14 protein-coding genes are annotated in these 18209 nt (G+C 68.8%); 9 read left to right on the forward strand and 5 right to left on the reverse strand.

Annotated features, from left to right (window positions below; translation table 11 throughout):
• Nucleotides 1-26: 26 nt before the first annotated feature.
• Nucleotides 27-434 carry a DUF1622 domain-containing protein gene (locus C3K08_RS06855; RefSeq protein WP_234009206.1) on the reverse strand — a complete coding sequence of 136 codons (408 nt, stop codon included), beginning with the start codon at nucleotides 432-434 and terminating at the stop codon, nucleotides 27-29.
• Between the two features lie 30 nt (nucleotides 435-464).
• On the opposite strand from C3K08_RS06855, the gene C3K08_RS06860 reads away from it, so the two are divergent.
• On the forward strand, nucleotides 465-929 hold the full coding sequence (locus C3K08_RS06860) for a hypothetical protein (protein WP_104990629.1): 465 nt from the start codon (nucleotides 465-467) through the stop codon (nucleotides 927-929).
• A gap of 44 nt (nucleotides 930-973) precedes the next feature.
• Here the strand turns inward: C3K08_RS06860 and C3K08_RS06865 are convergent, their stop codons facing one another.
• The 4 genes from C3K08_RS06865 to C3K08_RS06880 form a co-directional block, all read right to left on the reverse strand.
• Nucleotides 974-2659 (reverse strand): bifunctional UDP-sugar hydrolase/5'-nucleotidase, encoded by a 1686-nt coding sequence (locus C3K08_RS06865; protein ID WP_104990630.1) that lies wholly within the window; start codon nucleotides 2657-2659, stop codon nucleotides 974-976.
• 95 nt (nucleotides 2660-2754) lie between these two features.
• The gene (locus C3K08_RS06870; RefSeq protein WP_104990631.1) at nucleotides 2755-3957 is read right to left on the reverse strand and encodes an alanyl-tRNA editing protein; all 1203 of its coding nucleotides are present in this window, start codon (nucleotides 3955-3957) and stop codon (nucleotides 2755-2757) included.
• Nucleotides 3954-4754 carry an AAC(3) family N-acetyltransferase gene (locus C3K08_RS06875; protein ID WP_104990632.1) on the reverse strand — a complete coding sequence of 267 codons (801 nt, stop codon included), beginning with the start codon at nucleotides 4752-4754 and terminating at the stop codon, nucleotides 3954-3956. The genes C3K08_RS06870 and C3K08_RS06875 overlap by 4 nt, the downstream gene beginning before the upstream one ends.
• Before the next feature lie 101 nt (nucleotides 4755-4855).
• On the reverse strand, nucleotides 4856-7012 hold the full coding sequence (locus tag C3K08_RS06880; protein ID WP_104990633.1) for a glutamine synthetase III: 2157 nt from the start codon (nucleotides 7010-7012) through the stop codon (nucleotides 4856-4858).
• 226 nt (nucleotides 7013-7238) lie between these two features.
• Between C3K08_RS06880 and glnA the strand changes: the two genes are divergently transcribed.
• The 8 genes from glnA to clpB all read left to right on the forward strand — a co-directional run bounded on the left by glnA (nucleotide 7239) and on the right by clpB (nucleotide 18204).
• Nucleotides 7239-8600 (forward strand): type I glutamate--ammonia ligase, encoded by a 1362-nt coding sequence (glnA, locus tag C3K08_RS06885; RefSeq protein WP_104990634.1) that lies wholly within the window; start codon nucleotides 7239-7241, stop codon nucleotides 8598-8600.
• A 291-nt stretch (nucleotides 8601-8891) separates the two neighbouring features.
• Complete coding sequence (locus tag C3K08_RS06890) at nucleotides 8892-10046, forward strand: branched-chain amino acid ABC transporter substrate-binding protein (protein WP_104990635.1); 1155 nt, start codon at nucleotides 8892-8894, stop codon at nucleotides 10044-10046.
• 190 nt (nucleotides 10047-10236) lie between these two features.
• Complete coding sequence (locus C3K08_RS06895; protein ID WP_104990636.1) at nucleotides 10237-11250, forward strand: branched-chain amino acid ABC transporter permease; 1014 nt, start codon at nucleotides 10237-10239, stop codon at nucleotides 11248-11250.
• Nucleotides 11247-12875 carry a branched-chain amino acid ABC transporter permease gene (locus C3K08_RS06900; RefSeq protein WP_104990637.1) on the forward strand — a complete coding sequence of 543 codons (1629 nt, stop codon included), beginning with the start codon at nucleotides 11247-11249 and terminating at the stop codon, nucleotides 12873-12875. Before C3K08_RS06895 ends, C3K08_RS06900 begins: the two co-directional genes overlap by 4 nt.
• Entirely contained in the window at nucleotides 12872-13690 is an 819-nt protein-coding gene (locus C3K08_RS06905) for an ABC transporter ATP-binding protein (RefSeq protein WP_104990638.1), read from the forward strand. Before C3K08_RS06900 ends, C3K08_RS06905 begins: the two co-directional genes overlap by 4 nt.
• Nucleotides 13687-14439, forward strand: coding sequence for an ABC transporter ATP-binding protein (locus tag C3K08_RS06910; protein WP_104990639.1), 753 nt, complete (start codon nucleotides 13687-13689; stop codon nucleotides 14437-14439). Before C3K08_RS06905 ends, C3K08_RS06910 begins: the two co-directional genes overlap by 4 nt.
• Nucleotides 14440-14547: 108 nt before the next feature.
• Entirely contained in the window at nucleotides 14548-15558 is a 1011-nt protein-coding gene (locus tag C3K08_RS06915; RefSeq protein ID WP_104990640.1) for a lipocalin family protein, read from the forward strand.
• An 87-nt stretch (nucleotides 15559-15645) separates the two neighbouring features.
• The gene (gene clpB, locus C3K08_RS06920; RefSeq protein ID WP_199776884.1) at nucleotides 15646-18204 is read left to right on the forward strand and encodes an ATP-dependent chaperone ClpB; all 2559 of its coding nucleotides are present in this window, start codon (nucleotides 15646-15648) and stop codon (nucleotides 18202-18204) included.
• Nucleotides 18205-18209: the final 5 nt, after the last annotated feature.

Below are 18209 nucleotides of genomic sequence, written 5' to 3' on the forward strand. Positions count from 1 at the left end.
TATCCGAAGCGGGGCCGGGGGTGGGGTCAGCCGCCCTCGTGCGGAAGGGCCTGACCCGAAGCCCTGCGCTCGGCCTGAACGCGCTGTTCCTCGCGCACCTCACGGTCGAGGAAGTAGTTCAGGGCCGTGCGGATGCCTGCGATGGCAGCCAGTTTGCCGATGTCGTCCCAGGTGGGGGCCACCGCCGTCTTGAGAATGTCGGCGGCGAGCAGCAATTCGAGGACCAGCGCGAGCCAGTGCCCCAGGCGCAGGCGCAGGCCCTCCATGCTCTGGCCCCGGCCCATGCGCCGGGCCAGGAGGTGCCACACGGCCTCCAGCACCGCGTAGCCCACGATGACGGCCGAGACCGCCTCCACCCCGGTGGCGAGGGTCAGGGTGACCTGCCGCACGAGGTCCTCCATAGGACCCAGAAAGCCCGCTGCCTCGGCTGTCATGGGGGCAGCCTACCGCGCTAGGGTGGAGGGGTGACCGGAGATGAGGCGCAGGCTCTGCTGCACGCCGAGGGCGAACGACTCTCCCGGCGGCTGGCGCAGGTGCTGGGCGGGGGCGAGGCCGACGTGGGGCGGGCACACCTGCTGGGGCTGAGCCTGGCGACCAATCTGGTGGGTGCCCTGATCCCCACCATCGAGCAGGTCTCGCGCCACGCCGGGCGGCCCCTGCACGCGCACCTCGTGCCGGATGGGCGCGGGCGGGCAGTGGTGGAGACGGCGACCCCGGACGGCGAGATTCGTGCCCGGCTCCCGGTCGACGATCTGCTCGAAGACGCCCTCTTCGTGCGCGGGCGGCTACACCCGGCCGTGTTTGCCCACCTCGAAGGCGGCATGACGGGCAGCGAGCACCACGCGGCGCGGACGCTGGCGGCCTGCCTGAAAAGTGCGCCCGTGCTGGACGCGCTGCGGCGGCAGCTCACGGGGTTGCTGCAAAAGTAGCGGGGAGAGGCTTACGCGCCTCTCCCCCGGATGTCCGCCCGGCTTCAGTTCAGGCGGGTGATGCGGTTCAGCGGTCCCGGCGTGACCGTGTTCGCCTTGAGGTAGTTCTGGAAGGCGTCGAGGTCCACGTCGCCGCCCGTGCGGTTGGTGCCCTGGGTGAAAACGGTGAAGTTGTCGCCGCCGTCGGCCAGGAAGTTGTTGATGGTGACCCGGTAGCTCGCGGCGGGGTCGAGGGCCACGCCGTTGAGGGTGATGCTCACGACCTTGCTGTCCTTGGGCTTGCTGGCGTCCCAGGTGTAGGCGAAGCCCTGGCTGACCTGCAGGATGCGGTTGGCCCCGGCGCTGGGGTTGTCGAACTGCTGCTCCAGCACCGCCTTGATCTGAGCGCCCGTCAGCGTGATCACAGTCAGGGTGTTGCCGAAGGGCTGCACCGCGAACACGTCGCCGTAGGTCACGGTGCGCGAGGGGTTGGCCCTGACCGGCAGGTCGGCGCGGATGCCGCCGGGATTCATGAAAGCGATCACGGCCCCGCCCTTTTCGGGGGCGCGGGTGGCCGCGAGTTGCGCGTCGGCGATGACGTCGCCTAAGGCGCTCTCGCCCGCCGCATTCGCGGTCCGGGTGATCTGCTCTGCGCCCAGGGTGGCGACGACCTGCGCGGCCACGGGGTCGGTGATGGCCTTAGCCTTTTGCACGATGGCGGTCATGGCCGGGTCCTTGGGGGCAGTCGCGGCATTCACCACGACGTTGCTCGCCCGCACGTCCAGCACGCGGTTGGCGCGGGTGTCGATCTTCAGATCGAGGCGCTGGAGCAGGTGGCCCAGGGCGTCCCCCTGAATCACGACGCGCTCCCGACCGTCGGGGCCGGGCACCCGGCAGTTGTAACCCCGGTGGGTGTGCCCGGTCATGACCGCGCTGATGGCGGGATCGAGCGTCCGGGCGATCTCCACGATGGGACCGCTGAGTGTCTTGCAGTCCACGATGTCGAACGCCTCGCCCGCCGTGCCCCCCTGATGAACCAGGGCGACGATGGCGTCGGCGCCCGCGGCCCTGATCTGGGGAATCACCGCGTTGATGGCACGCGCCTCGTCCTCGAAGCGCAGCCCCGCCACACCCGAGGGGGTCACGACGGTGGGCGTGTCCTCCAGCACCGCTCCCACAAAGGCCACTCGCGCCGGGCCGACCTTCACCAGCTTGTAGGCCGGGAAGACGCGCTGCCCGGTCTTCTCGTCCACCACGTTGGCGGCGATGTAGGTAAAGCCCGCCCCCGCGAAGGTGTTCTCGAACTTGCAGGCGCGGGTGGGGTCGTTGCTCGCGCAGCCGCCCTTCTGGAAGCGCTGAAGTTCCGCGAGGCCATAGTCGAACTCGTGGTTGCCCAGCACGTTGACCTGCATGCCGAGCCCGGTCAGCGCCTTGATGGTGGGCTCGTCGCGCAGCAGCCCGCTGATCAGGGGGCTCGCGCCCGTCATGTCGCCCACACCCACGAAGACGGTGTTGGGATTGGCCTTGCGGACCTCGGCGAGCACGCCGCCGATGGCCTCGACGCCGCCCGCCTGGATGGTCTGGGTCTTCGTGCGGTCGGCGGGGTCGGGAATGCGGAAGGAAGTGGGCAGCAGATTGCCGTGAAAGTCATTCACGCCGATGACGGTGACGTCCGTCTGCGAGGGACCCAGGATCAGGGAGCAACTGCTCAGGCTGAGCGCCGCACCCACCAGCATCAGATTCTTCTTCATGCGCCTCTCAGGATAACGGGGAACGGTCAGGGGCAGGTAAGGCGGGGTTCCGGGGAAACCGGGAAGGCCACCGCTCCGCCCGGCACCGGGGGGCGTCAGGGGAACGGGACCGTCCGAGCCTGCAAATGCTTTTGCACAGCCTTCAGGAAGGCAGAGGGGTCGGTCGTCTGCCCCTGCGCGAGATCGGGCCGCCCACCGCCCCGGCCCCCGGTCGTCTTCAACACCCCAGTCAGCAGCGTCCCGGCGGGAACCTCTGCCTGCCCGCTGCCGATTCCGCAACGCCCGGAAGGGGTCACGGCAGCGCACACCTCGCCGGGTGGGGTCGCGGCCAGCACGTCGGGGAGGAGAGCGGGGTCGTCCAGGGTCAGGGCTCGCAGCGGCACCCCCGCCACCTCCCCCACCGGGGCAGCGGTGACCAGCGCGGCGGCGAGCCGGGTTCGCAGGGCCGCCGCTTCCGCCTTCAGCGCGTCCCGCTCGTGGCCCAGGGCCGCCACCCGCGCGGGCAGGTCGGGCACGCCCACGCTGAAGCCCTGCGCGAGCGCCCGCGCGTCGTGGTAGGTCGCGGCCAGGAACTCGGCCGCCTCCTCCCCCGCCCGGAAGACCACTCGCGTCAGGCCGGAGCGGATGCGCTCGGTTCGCAGGACGACCACGGGCGCGGTCATCCCCGCGCGGGGAACGTGGACGCCACCGCAAGCGCTCACGTCGAAGGGCACCCCGGTCTCGTCCCGGAAGATCACCAGCCGCACCTGCCCGCGCACCTGGGGGGGGCGCCGGAGGGGGTAGTTCGGCAACTCGGCCTCGGGGACCACGCGCGTCTCCAGGGTCAGGTCGTGGCGGGCGAGCGTCTCCCGCAGCAGCCTCTCGGCCGCCCGCGCGTCGGCCTCGGTCGGGAAGCCTTCGAGGTCGAGGGTGCAGTCGGGGCCGCGCATCCCCACGGCGGCGACGCGGAAGGCCGGATTGATCCGGAAGAACGCCTGCGCGAGCAGATGTTCCCCGCTGTGGCGGGCCATCTGCCGCCAGCGGCGGGCAGGGTCCACCTCGCCCACGACGGGCGTGCCCACGGGGGGCGGGTCACCCTCCAGCGTGTGCCAGATCAACCCGCTCACCTTGTCCTTCTGGGTGTCAGTGACGCGGGCCTCGCCGCCCTCCCAGCGCAGCATCCCCGCATCGGCATTCTGGCCGCCGCCCTCGGGGTAGAAGGCGGTGGCGTCCAGGGCGACGCGCCCCTCCTCCACCGCCGTCACCGTGGCCGCGAAGCTGAGCTGGGTGGGGTCGTCGTAGTACAGCGGCCGGGTCATGCGGCCCCGTGCGGGCGGGGGGTCAGGCCGCGCTCGCGGACAAGGCGGCGGACCTCCTGACAGCGGCACGAGGAGTAGTCGCACAGCAGCGCCTCGGGATTAGCGGTGACCAGCCGGACGGTGGCGTCCACGAGGTCGCGCACCCGGTACAGCTCCAGGGTCGCATTCCCCACGGTCACGCTCTGGCCCGCGACGTGGGGCTTGACCCGCCCGAAGGCCGCCGAGCAGTTGGGAAAGGCGGTGGGGCGCACCTCGCCGCCCACGGGCACGTAACGGGTGAGCAGCGGCATCCCCGCCACGTGCTCGCCGTAATGGACGCTGGTGTTGCTGCCGAAGTCCACGCCCATCATCAACGCGAAGCCGTCCAGGTCGTACAGCGCCCCGATGGGCTGGTAGGGACTGTCCAGCGTCTGCACTCCTGTGATCTGCTCGGCCGCCTGCCCCAGCGCGATAAAGGACAGGGTGGGGTGAAAGGAGCGCACGGCGTCCGCGCGGTCCACGAGTTCCTGCGGCACCCGGCCGATGTCACGGCTGACGCGCAGATCACGGTGAAAGCGCTGATGCACGGGCGAGGTCGCGTGCCGCAGCAGCGTGCCGTAGGTAAAGGCCGGGGCCACCACCGTCGCGGTCCGTTCCGCCAGCGCGTCCACCACAGCCTTCGCCCCGCCCTCCAGTTGCCCGAACGAGCGCAGGCTGGCGTGCACGATCACATGCTGCGAGCCGGACAACCCCAGGGCCGCCAGCCCCTCGCCAAGATCGGAGGGCGTGACGACGGGCTTGCGGCGCAGGTTCAGCACGGGGGAAGTGTAGAGCAGTCGGCCACCCGCCGTCAGCGAGGAGCAAGCCAAAAGCCCCAGCCGAAGCCAGGGCCTTCTTGCTGTGGGCCAGGAGACGGCGATTACTTCACGAACAGCATCTGCCGGTAGGTGGGCAGGGGCCAGTGCGCGTCGGCGACCAGCTTTTCCAGGCGGTCGGCGGCCTGCCGCACCCCAGCCATCGCGGGGAGAATCTGGTCGCGCATGTGGTGGGCCTTTTCATGCACGGTGTCGCCGCCCAGCGCCCGGTTCTGCTCGCGCAGGGTGCCCAGGGCGTCGTACAGCTCGTCGGCGGCGGCTTCCACCTCGGCGGTGATCTCGCGCACGGCCCGGCTGCCCCCCGCCCGCGCGAGGTCGCCCAGGTACGCCACGGCGGCGGGCAAAATCATCGTCTGCGCCACCGATTCGGTCGTCTCGCCCTCGATGTTCACCGTCTTGAAGTAGATGTCGAAGAGGATTTCCTGCCGCGCCGCGAGTTCGCGCTCGGTAAGCACGCCGAAGCCCTCGAACAGGCGCACGTTCTTCTCGTCACTCAGGTGCTCGATGGCGTCCACGCTGGTCCGCAGGTTCAGCAGGCCGCGTTCCTCCTTGGCCTCGCGGTGCCACTCCCCCGAGTAGCCGTCCCCGTTGAAGACGATACGCTTGTGGGCCGTGTACGTCTCGCGCACGAGTTCGCCCACCGCCTCGTCGAGTTCCAGCCCGCGCGTCAGGCGGGCCTGCAACTCGGCGGTGAGGGTCTGGACCGCGTCCGCGACGATGGTGTTCAGCACCGTCACCGGGAAGGAGATGCTCTGCGAGGACCCCACCGCCCGGAACTCGAACTTGTTGCCGGTAAAGGCGAAAGGACTGGTGCGGTTGCGGTCCCCGGCGTGGCGGGGGATGGGCGGCAGCACGCTGGACCCCAGGCCCAGCAGCCCGGCTTCCGGCCCGCGCCCGCCCTCACCGGATTCGATGCGGTCGAGGATGTCGGTGAGTTCGCTGCCCAGGAAGATCGAGAGAATGGCGGGCGGCGCCTCGTTCGCGCCGAGGCGGTGGTCGTTGCTCGCGCCCGCGACCGAGATGCGCAGCAGGTCCTGATGCTCGTCCACGGCCTTGAGGACCGCCGTGCAGAAGAACAGGAACTGGAGGTTTTCGTGGGGGGTGTCGCCGGGTTCCAGCAGATTCTCGCCCGCGTCGGTGCTCATGCTCCAGTTGCAGTGCTTGCCCGAGCCGTTCACGCCCGCGAAGGGCTTCTCGTGCATCAGGCAGACCAGACCGTACTTGCGGGCGGTGTTGCTCAGCACCTGCATCAGCAGTTGCTGGTGGTCGGCGGCCACGTTGCTGGGCTCGAAGATGGGCGCGATCTCGAACTGGCCCGGCGCGACCTCGTTGTGGCGGGTCTTGACCGGGATGCCCAGGGCGTACAGTTGCAACTCGGCGTCGGTCATGAAGCTCAGCACCCGGTCGGGAATCGCGCCGAAGTAGTGGTCTTCGAGTTCCTGCCCGCGCGGCGGACGCGCCCCGAAGAGGGTCCGCCCGGTCATCACGAGGTCGGGGCGGCGGAAGTAGTACTCCTCGGCCACCAGGAAGTATTCCTGCTCGGCGCCCACCGTGCTGACCACCCGCGTGCCCTCGGACGCGCCGAAGAGGTGCAGGGCGGGCGCGACGGCCTTGTTCAGCGCCTCGGCCGAACGCAGCAGCGGCGTCTTGAGGTCGAGCGCCTCCCCGGTCCACGAGGCGAAGGCGGTCGGGATGCACAGGGTCGCCCCGTTGCTGTGCCGGATGATGAAAGCCGGGCTGGAGGGGTCCCAGGCGGTGTAGCCCCGCGCCTCGAAGGTGGCCCGCAGGCCGCCCGAGGGAAAGGAGGAGGCGTCGGGTTCGGCCTGGATCAGTTCCTTGCCGCTGAAGGCCGCGATCGCGAGGCCGTCCCCGTTGGGCGAGACGAAGGCGTCGTGCTTCTCGGCAGTCGAGCCGGTGAGCGGCTGGAACCAGTGGGTGTAGTGGGTCGCGCCGCGCTCCATCGCCCACGTCTTCATGGCGAGCGCGACCGTGTCCGCGATGCCGGGGTCGAGCCGCTCCCCGCGCTCCACGGTCGCCCGCAGGCTCTTGTAGGCGGGCTTGGAGAGCCGGGCCTTGAGTTCTTCCAGCGTCAGCACGTCGCGGGCGAACAGCTCGCTGACGACCTCGGCGGGGGTGGGCACCTCGGCCCGTTCGACCCGCCAACTGCGGGCAGCGGTGAGCACGTCAAAGTCGTGGTTCATGGTTTCCTCCTGGGGTCAGGTGGGCCAGGAAGCGGCGCCGCCTGCGAATGACCGGAGTATGGGGGCGAGGGTGCAGGCTGGTCAACTTCTGGCGAACAGATTGCATAGATAGTCCCAAATTCCGCTTCCATCCGGCACGGCGCATGCAGATCGGTCTCCAAAACTTGATCAGGTCTGGAACATCTCCCCACCACCCCTTATCGTGACTCCCGGAGGCCCCCTGTTCATGACCCCTGCCCTGTCCGCCGCTGCCCGCCACCTGCTCGACCGCCTGAACGACGAGGGGGTCGAGTTTCTGCGGCTGCAATTCACCGATATCCTCGGCGCGACGAAGAATGTGGAGGTGCCGCGCTCGCAGTTCGAGAAGGCCCTGCGCGGCGACGTGACCTTCGACGGGAGCGCGGTCGAGGGCTTCACCCGCGTCGAGGAGAGCGACATGTTGCTCTCGCCGGACCTCTCCACCTTCCTGATCTACCCCCCCTTCTCGGACGAGGACCGCGAGGGAGGCCGGGTCGCCCGGCTGATCTGCGACGTGACGCTGCCGGACAGCACACCCTTTGAGGGCGATCCCCGGCGGGTGCTGCGGCGGCAGGTCGAGCGGGCCGCCGCGTTGGGGTTCGAGATGCTGGTGGGCACCGAACCCGAGTTCTTCCTCTTCGAGCGCCCGGCGCCCGGCAGCGGGGCGCGGCAGGGCACGGTGACGCACGACCGGGCAGGCTACTTCGACCTCGCGCCCGTGGACCGGGGCGAGCGCATCCGGCGGGAGATCACCCAGCACCTCGTCGGGATGGGCTTCGAGATCGAGGCCGCTCATCACGAGGTCGCGCCGGGGCAGCACGAGATCGACTTCCGCTACGCGCCCGCGCTGGAGGCCGCCGACCGCCTCGCCACCTTCAAGTTCGTGGTCAAGCGGGTGGCGCTGGAGCACGGGCTGCTGGCGAGCTTTCTGCCCAAGCCCATCGCGGGGGTCAGCGGCTCGGGGATGCACTGCCACCTCAGCCTGATGCGCGGCGGCGAGAACGCCTTCGCGGATGCGGGGGCTGAAGACGGGCTCTCGCTCACCGCCCGGCAGTTCATCGCGGGGCTGCTGGAGCATGCGGAGGGCATGGCGGCGATTACCAATCCGCTGGTCAACTCCTACAAGCGGCTGGTCCCCGGCTTCGAGGCCCCGGTCAACGTGGCCTGGAGCACGGGCAACCGCTCGGCGCTGATCCGCATCCCCGCCAAGCGCGGCGCGTCCACCCGCGCCGAGGTGCGGATGCCCGACCCCAGTTGCAACCCCTACCTCGCCCTGGCCGTGATGCTGGCCGCAGGACTCGACGGCATCGAACGCGGGCTGGAGCCACCTCCCGCCATCGCCCGCAACATCTTCCGCATGACCGTGCGCGAAAAAAGGCACCACCGGGTCCGCGACCTGCCGGGCGACCTGCGTGAGGCCGTGGGCGAACTGGAGCGCGACGAGGTGCTGGGGGCTGCCCTGGGCGAGCATGTCATGGACCGCTACGTCACGGCCAAACGCGCCGAGTGGGCCGAGTACAACGCGGCGGTCCACGCCTGGGAACTGGAGCGCTATCTGGAGCTGATCTGACCTGTGTTCGGAGCGTTCCACGGATATCGGGGCCATCTGCCGCTGTCTACCGCCCGCAGAGGAGACCAAGCGCCCTCACGCATGGGTCACAGGTGGGTCAAAAAGGCGGGACAGGAAACTCGGTTGCTTGAACAGGCCTATCCGCGCAATCGGGACAGAATCATCCCTTTATTGCTTCCCCTTTTTTGCCGCTGGCGAGATGAGCGCCGCGTTGACTTCCCCTTTAGGTGTCCCTACAATCAGGCCACCCGACAACGGCGCCCCTAAAGCGCGAATACCCCTGGAGGAAGCATGAAGAGCACCGCCCTGAGCCTGTCCGTGTTGGCCGCACTCGCCCTGGGGAGCGCCAGCGCCCAGACCACCGTCAAGATCGCCACGCTCTCGCCGCTCTCGGGTGGTCAGAGCGACCTCGGCACCCAGATTCGCAACGGCGCCCAGCTCGCCGTGAACGAATACAAGGCGCAGTTCCAGAAGCTGGGAATGAACCTCCAGCTCACCGCCTACGACGACCAGGCCGACCCCGCGACCGGCACCGCGCAGGCCCGCAAGATCGCCGCCGACCGCTCGATCCTCGCGGTCGTGGGCACCCTGAACTCGGGCGTGGCGATTCCCAGCAGCCAGGCGCTGGTGTCCAGCCGCGTGGCGATGGTCAGCCCGGCGAACACCGCGAACAACGTGACCGACCGGGGGCTCAGCAACATGAACCGCATCGTCGCCCGTGACGACGCGCAGGGTCCGGCGGGCGCGAACTTTCTGGCCGACAACCTCAAGGCCAAGAAGGTCTACCTGATCAACGACAAGACCGCCTACGGCGAGGGCCTGACCAAGGAAGTGGAAAAGGCACTCAAGGCCAAGGGCGTGCAGGTCGTGGGCAACGAGGGCACCGAGGAGAAGAGTGACTTCTCCTCCATCGTGGCCAAGATTCGCCTCCAGCGGCCCGACGCGGTCTACTTCGGCGGCATCTACAACCAGATCGGCGTCTTTATCAAGCAGCTCCGGGAAGCCGGAATCACCACCCCGGTCATGGGCGGCGACGGCATGGACAGCTCCGAACTCGCCACCATCGCGGGCAAGGGCGCGACCAACATCTACTTCACGACCGTGGCCGCACCCATCGACGCCCTTCCGGCGGCCAAGACCTTCGCCGCCAACTTCCAGAAGACCTTCAAGGATCAGGCCCAGGGCTTCGCAGCCTTCGGGTATGACGCCGCCAAGGTCGTGCTGCAGGGCATCCTGGCCGCGCACAAGGCCAACGGCAACAAGGTGCCCAGCCGCACACAGGTCGAGTCGGCGATCCGCAAGGGCAACTTCACCGGGCTGCTCTCGGGCAACGTTTCGTTCAACAGCGTGGGGGACCGCAAGAGTGCCACCCTCTACGTGATGAACGTGCAAGGGGGCAAGTACCGTCTCTCGGCCCGCCTGCCTGTCCGACCCGCCCGCCAGTAATACCCGGCAAGCACAGGGACTCCCTGCACTGGGGGCTGGGCGACGGAGGCCCAGCCCCCTTCCTGTGGCCCGGCTTCAAATGTGATCTGACGCGCTAACGTGCGGGTGGCTCCTTCGCGGGCTCCGGTATTCGTTTTCCCCTCTTCCCCGCCCCGACCGGGGCACCCTTTTTCCCGAAAGGAGTAGGACCTTGGATCTCGCCACCCTGCTGCCATTTCTCGTGAACGTGATCGCGGGCGGCCTCGTGCTGGGCTTCGTGTACGCGATCATCGCGCTGGGCTACACCATGGTGTACGGCGTGCTGCAACTGATCAACTTTGCCCACTCGGAGGTCTTCGTGACGGGCGCGGTCGTGGGCTTCGAGGTCTTCCGGGTGCTGACCCCCAGCCCCATGAACGGCTACCTCAAGCTGCTGATCGCGCTGCTGGCGGCGATGCTGATCTCGGGAACGCTCAACGTGCTGATCGAGCGCCTGGCCTACCGGCCCCTGCGGAACGCGCCCAAGCTGGTGCCGCTGATCACGGCCATCGGCGTGTCGCTGATCTTGCAAGACGTGCTGCGGCTCATCGAGGGCTTCCAGGGCCGCTTCGACCTGACCTATACGCTGCCCGAAGGCTTTTCCGGCAAGTTCTGCGGCGAGGGCAGCAGCTGCGTGGCCCTGGGCAATACCCTACGGACCATTGGCCTGGACCTGCAGCTCAAGGACGTGATCCTGATCGCGGTCTCGCTGCTGAGCCTGGGCGTGCTGAACTACCTCGTCAACCGCACCCGGCTGGGCAAGGCGATTCGCGCGGTGGCGCAGGACCGCGTGACCGCCGGGCTGATGGGCATCGACTCGAACCGCATGATCAGCGCGACCTTCCTGATCGGCGGGGCGCTGGGCGGCATCAGCGGCGTGCTGTTCGGCATGAAATTCGGCACCGTGAACGCCTACTCGGGCTTCGATCCCGGCATCATCGCCTTCACGGCGGCCGTGCTGGGCGGCATCGGTTCGATTCCCGGCGCGGTGCTGGGCGGGCTGACGCTGGGCGTGATTCAGAACCTGATCGGCGTGACGAACATCTTCGGCGGGCTGCTGGGCATCGCCAACCTCGAGGCGATTGACGCCTCCTACCAGCGGATCGGGGCCTTTATCGTGCTGGTGCTGATCCTGATCTTCAAGCCGACCGGCCTGCTCGGCAAGAGCAACGTGGAGAAGGTATGACGGCGGTACATTCCGTCTCGCCCCGGCGGGTCACCCCCGACCGCACTGGGCTGCTGCTCCTGATTTTTCTGGTGACGAGTGCGCTGCTGCTCGTCTCGCACAACCGGGACCTGCTGGGCACCCTGGGGAGCCTGGGGACGCTGCTGCAAAACCCCATCGTGGAAGCGATCGTCGTGTCGCTCTTCCTGGCGAACGTGCTGTTCGCGTACCTGTGGCGGGCCGCGCCGTGGGCCAAGGCGCTGGTCGGGCTGGGGAGCCTGCTGCTGATCCTGCCGTGGGCCGGGCAGGAGGACACCTCGCTGCTCGACCTGAGCATCCAGATCATGATCTTCGCGGCGCTCGCCCTGGGATTGAACATCGTGGTGGGCCTCGCGGGCCTGCTGGACCTGGGGTACGTGGCCTTTTTCGCGGTGGGGGCCTACACCTGGGGCATCTTTGCGAGTCCCCGCTTTGCAGAGATCCTGCGCTACTACGGTGAGAACCCCGGCGCGACGAACGCCGGAACCCTGGCATTGGGCCTGTTCCTGACGGCGGTCACGGCGGCGAGCATGGTGGCGATCAACCGGCACCACCGCCGGGTGCCCCCCACCCGCGCCTCGTCGTGGAGCTTCGGGCTGGCGAGCCTGGGGCTGGTCGCGGGCCTGATCCTGACCGCCCGCGCCCTGCTGGTCCTCAACGCCTTCCGGGCCGAGGGGCTGGCGACCGGCATCGATCCGAATTTCTTCTGGCTGTTCCTCGCGCTGAGCATCCTGGCGGCCGCCATCGTGGGCGTGCTGATCGGCCTGCCCGTGCTGCGGCTCAAGGGCGATTACCTCGCCATCATCACGCTGGGGCTGGGCGAGGTCATCCGGGTGCTGGCGAACAACCTCGACCTGTACTCGGCGGGATCGCAGGGCATCACGCCCATCAAGAGCGCGTCGGTGGGCTGGTTCGACACGCTGGCCGCGCGGCTGGGCTTCGCGGAGGACCAGTACGGCCTGCTGTTCCTGTATGCGCTCTCGCTGCTGATGGTGGCGCTGATCCTGATCGTGAACGTGCGGCTCGACCGCTCGCGCATCGGCCGGGCCTGGATCGCCATCCGTGACGACGAGGTCGCGGCGCAGGCGATGGGCGTGCCGCTGGTGCAGACCAAGCTGATCGCCTTTGCGACGGGGGCCTCCTTTGCGGGCGTGATGGGCATGATCTTCGCGGCCAAGCAGACCTTCGTTTCTCCCGAGAGCTTCAACCTGTTCCAGTCCATCGGCGTGCTGAGCATGGTGATTCTGGGCGGCATGGGATCGTTCCCCGGCGTGATTCTGGGAGCGGCGGTGGTGACGCTGCTCAACCTCCGCATCCTGCCTGGCCTGGGCGAGGCGACGGCGGGCCTGAGCTGGATTCCGCAGCAGGCCAATCCGGGGCAACTCCAGCGCCTGATTTTCGGGGCGATTCTGGTCGCCATGATGCTGCTGCGCCCGGAAGGCCTGCTGCCCAGCCGCCGCCGCACGCTGGAGCTGCACCACGAGGACAATCAGGAAGACGACAGCGCCAAGGGCACCGGCCCGGCCCTCACGAGCGGCGGGGGCGACGTGTACAGCCCCGGTCTGGAAACGCGCCGGGAAGACGAACCCGCAGGAGGGTCCAAGTGACGGCCTACCAGGGGAGTACGCCCCTCATTCTCGACGTGCAACACCTCACCAAGACCTTCGGTGGGCTGACGGCCGTCAACGACGTGACCTTCGGCGTGCCGCAGGGCGGGATCATCTCGGTGATCGGGCCGAACGGAGCGGGCAAGACGACCTTCTTCAACCTGATTACCGGCATCTACGCGCCCGACCGGGGCACCATCCGGCTGGCCGGGCGCGACCTCGTGGGGCTGCGGCCCGATCAGGTGGCGGCGGCCGGGATCGCCCGCACCTTCCAGAACATCCGCCTGTTTTCCTCCATGACCGCCGAGGAAAACATCATGGTGGGGCGGCACAGCCGCCTGAAGGCCAGCTTTCTGGACGCTGTGCTGCACACGCGCGGCTTTCACGACGCCGAGCGCGAAGCCCGCGAGACGGCGCGGATCATGCTCGACTTCGTGGGGCTGGGGCGGTGGCGGGGTGAACTGGCGACGAACCTCCCCTACGGCGACCAGCGCAAGCTGGAGATCGCCCGCGCCCTGGCGACCACGCCGAAGCTGATCCTGCTGGACGAACCGGCGGCGGGCATGAACCCGCGCGAGACCGAGGACCTCAAGGCCCTGATCCGCGCCATCCGCGACGACCTCGGCGTGACGGTGGTGCTGATCGAACACGACATGCGGCTGGTGATGACCCTGTCCGAGAACATCACGGTGCTGGACTACGGCACCAAGATCAGCGAGGGCCTGCCCCATCAGGTTCGCAACGACCCCGCCGTGATGGAAGCCTACCTGGGGCGCGGCGCGGCGGCCGGGGACTACGGCAAGGAGGCCAGATGACCGCAGCGACGACCGCGGGCGAGACGGGCGCGGCTCCGCTGCTGGAGCTGCGCGGGGTGCACACCTACTACGGCCAGATTCACGCCCTCAAGGGGCTGGACATGACCGTGAAGGAGGGCGAGATCGTTGCCCTGATCGGCGGCAACGGGGCGGGCAAGACGACCACCCTGCGGACGGTCAGCGGGATGATGAAGGCGCGGGCCGGGCAGGTGATCTACGCCGGGCAGGACGTGACCGGCGTGCCCGCCCACACCCTGCTGGGCCGGGGCATGAGCCACGTCCCGGAAGGCCGCCGCATCTTTCCGCAGCTCACGGTGCGCGAGAATCTGGAGGTGGGCGCCTACTCGGTCACCGACCGGGGGCTGATCGAGCAGCGCATTCAGGAAGGCTTCGCGCTGTTTCCGCGCCTGAAGGAGCGCGAGAACCAGCTCGGCGGGACCATGTCGGGCGGCGAGCAGCAGATGCTGGCGATTGCCCGCGCCCTGATGGTCAACCCCAAACTGCTGCTGCTGGACGAACCCAGCATGGGGCTGTCGCCCCTGTTCGTGGAAGCGATCTTCGACATTGTGCAGATGCTCAACCGCGAGCGCGGCACCACCATCCTGCTCGTCGAGCAGAACGCGAGCATGGCGCTGGGGATCGCCCACCACGGCTACGTCCTCCAGACGGGCGAGATTCGCCTCAGCCGCGCGGCGGCCGAACTCGCCCGCGACGAGACGGTGCGCAAGGCTTATCTGGGCGACGAGTAGGGTTCGGGTTGAGGGGCCGCCTTCCCATCCGGGGGGCGGCCCCATTCATTGCACCCGGTTCATGGCCCTTCGTACGTCTACGCCGCCTGGGGACGGGTAGGGTCAACCATGCGACTCTCCCACCTCGGCGCGGCGGCCTTGCTCCCGGCCCTCCTCTCGGCGTGCCTGCCTGCCCCGCAGGCTTTTGACCCAGCGCGGTTGCCCGAACCCACCGACCTCGGCGCGAAGAATGCACCGATGGAATGGTGGTACGTCTCGGGCTACCTGCCGGAGTCGGGGCTGGCCTTTCACTGGGCGCAGTTCAAGGTGAACTACCGGGGCATTCCGTACCACGCCGGGCACGTGGCGGTGACCGACCTGCGGACCGGGCAGCTCAACTTCTACGAGAACGGGGCGCAGCAGGCCCGCTTCGGCTTTCCGCCCCTGCGGGTCGAGCAGGGCGAGTGGCGGCTGCGGCAGGAGGGGGCCGCTTATACCCTGCGGGCCGGGCCGCTGAACCTCACGCTCACACCGCGCAAGGGGCCGGTGGTGCATCCGCCGGGGTACTCGGGCACGCCGGAGGTCGGGCGGCTGTACTACCAGAGCATCACCCGGCTGGACGTGGCGGGGACGGTGCTGGTGCCGGGGGCCGGGGCGCGGACGGCGACCGGGCGGGCGTGGCTCGACCACCAGTGGGGCGACCAACAGCCCGGCGCCCAGGCCCGCTGGGACTGGTTCGGGCTGCACCTCTCGGACGGCTCGGACCTGATGCTCTACCGGGTGCGGAATGCGGCGGGCCAGGTGGTGCAGGTCGCCGCCTCGCGGGTGGACGCGGCAGGAGTGGCGCGGGAGGTGCCGGGGGTCACGATGACGCCGGGCCGCACCTGGCGCAGCCCCAGCGGGCGCGATTACGTGCTGACGTGGCAGGTCACCGCGCCGGACCTCACCCTGACCCTGGAACCCGTGCGCGACGAGCAGGAACTCCTCTCGCGCAACACCTCGGTCGCCTACTGGGAGGGGCCGGTGCGTGGGTCGGGGATGCTCGCGGGGCAGCCCATCACCGCCGAAGGAATGGGGGAGTTCGTGGGCGGCCTACTGACGCGGGCCGAGGGTGGGCGCTTCGTGCCGTCCGGGCGATAAAGGGAAGCACGTCACCCCATCCTCGACTCTAGAAACTTGACATGACCACACTCAAGTCGCACAATGGGGGCACTTGAGGAGGTTCCCTTGAATCCCGAACGCTTCACCGAGGCGGCGCTGCAGGCCATAGCCGCTGCCCAACAGCTCGCCCAGTCCAACCACCAACAGACCCTGACCGTCGCGCACGTCCTGCGGACGCTGCTCGACAACGACACCGCCGCCCGCGCGGTCACGTCGGCGGGGGGCGACCTCTCGGCGATTCGCGCCGCGCTGGACGCCGAACTCGCCAAACTCCCGCGCGTGCAGGGCGGCGGTGAGAACCTGTACCTCGACCCCGCGCTGAGCCGTGCCCTGCAAGCGGCCGAGAAGGAAGCGCAGGCGCTGGGCGACGCCTTCGTCGCCGCCGACACGCTGCTGCTCGCGCTGCGCGGGGAGAGCCGCACCGCTGGCCTGCCCGCCGAAGCGGCGCTGCGCCAGGCCGTTCAAGACGCCCGGAAAGGAAAGACCGTGACGACCAAGACCGCTGAACAACAATTCGACGCGCTGGAAAAGTACGGGACCGACCTGACCCAGCGTGCCCGCGACGGCAAGTTCGACCCGGTGATCGGCCGCGACGAGGAGATTCGCCGCGTGATGCAGATTCTGCTGCGCCGCACCAAGAACAACCCCGTCCTGATCGGGGAACCCGGCGTCGGCAAGACCGCCATCGCGGAGGGGCTCGCCATCCGGATCGTGAAGGGCGACGTGCCCGAGGGCCTCAAGAACAAGCGCATCGTCTCGCTGGAGATGGGCAGCCTGCTCGCGGGGGCCAAGTTCCGGGGCGAGTTCGAGGAACGGCTCAAGGGCGTGATCGAGGAAGTCGTGCAGTCGGCGGGCGAGGTCATCCTCTTCGTCGACGAGATTCACACCATCGTGGGTGCGGGCAAGACGGAAGGCAGCCCCGACGCGGGCAACATGCTCAAGCCTGCACTGGCCCGTGGCGAACTGCACCTGATCGGCGCGACCACCCTCGACGAGTACCGCGAGATCGAGAAGGACCCCGCGCTGGAACGGCGTTTCCAGCCCGTCTTCGTGGACGAGCCCAGCGTGGAGGACACCATCTCCATCCTGCGCGGGATCAAGGAGCGCTATCAGGTCCACCACAACGTCGAGATCACCGACCCCGCGCTGGTCGCCGCCGCGCAGCTCTCGCACCGCTACATCTCCGACCGGCAACTGCCCGACAAGGCCATTGACCTGATCGACGAGTCGGCCGCCCGGCTGCGGATGGCGCTGGAATCCAGCCCCGAGCGCATCGACCAGCTTCAGCGCCGCAAGCTGCAACTGGAGATCGAGCGCGAGGCGCTGCGGCGCGAGAAGGACCAGGACTCGCAAAACCGCCTGCTGGATATCGAGGAGTCGCTGAAGGCCGTCACCGACGAGCTGAGCGAGGTTCGCAGCCGCTGGGAGGCCGAGCGCGGCGAAGTTCAGGCGCTGCGCGAGAAGCGCGAGGCGCTCGACGGGGTCCGCACCGAGATCGAGCGTGCCCGGCGCGAGTACGACCTCCAGAAGGCCGCCGAGCTGGAATACGGCACCCTGCCCCAGTTGGAACGCGAGGTGCAGGAGCTGGAACGGAAGCTCAAGGACGCCGAGTTCGCGCATATGGAGGTGACCGAGGAGGACATCGCCGCCGTCGTGAGCCGCTGGACGGGCATTCCGGTGAGCAAGCTGATGGAAGGCGAGCGCGAGAAGCTGCTGCGGCTGGAAGAACAGCTTCACAGCCGGGTGGTGGGCCAGGACCGCGCCATCGTCAGCGTGTCCGACGCGATTCGCCGTGCCCGCGCGGGCTTGAACGACCCCAACCGGCCGCTGGGAAGCTTCATGTTCCTGGGACCGACGGGCGTGGGCAAGACCGAGCTGGCGAAGGCGCTGGCCGAGTTCCTCTTCGACTCCAGTGACGCGATGGTCCGCCTCGACATGTCCGAGTACATGGAGAAGCACACGGTGGCCCGCCTGATCGGGGCGCCTCCCGGCTACGTGGGCTACGAGGAAGGCGGCCAGCTTACCGAGGCTGTGCGGCGCCGCCCCTACGCAGTGATCCTGCTCGACGAGATCGAGAAAGCGCACCCCGACGTGTTCAACGTTCTGCTGCAGGTGCTGGACGATGGCCGCCTGACGGACGGCCAGGGCCGCACGGTCGACTTCCGCAACACGTTGATCATCCTGACCAGCAACATCGGCTCGCCGCTGATCCTGGAGATGCAGCACCGGGGCGAGAGCGCCGAGGCGATCCGCGAGGCCGTGATGGAGGAACTGCGCGGCGAGTTCCGGCCGGAGTTCCTCAACCGCGTGGACGACATCATCGTGTTCGACGCGCTGACCCCGGCCGACCTGCACCGCATCGTGGATATCCAGACCCAGGGCCTGCGGCGGCGTCTGGCCGAGCGCCGGGTCGCCCTGCACCTCACCGACACGGCCAAGGACCGCCTCGCGCAGATCGGGTATGACCCCGCCTTCGGTGCCCGGCCCCTCAAGCGGGCCATCGCCCGCGAGATCGAGACGCCACTCGCGCGCGAGATTCTCTCCGGCCACGTCACCGACGGCAGCAGCCTGACGGTGGACTACGACGGGCAGGGGTTCCGGTTCGAAACGGGTGTGCTGAACTGAGGCAG

The organism is Deinococcus sp. NW-56 (assembly GCF_002953415.1).
GTDB lineage: Bacteria > Deinococcota > Deinococci > Deinococcales > Deinococcaceae > Deinococcus.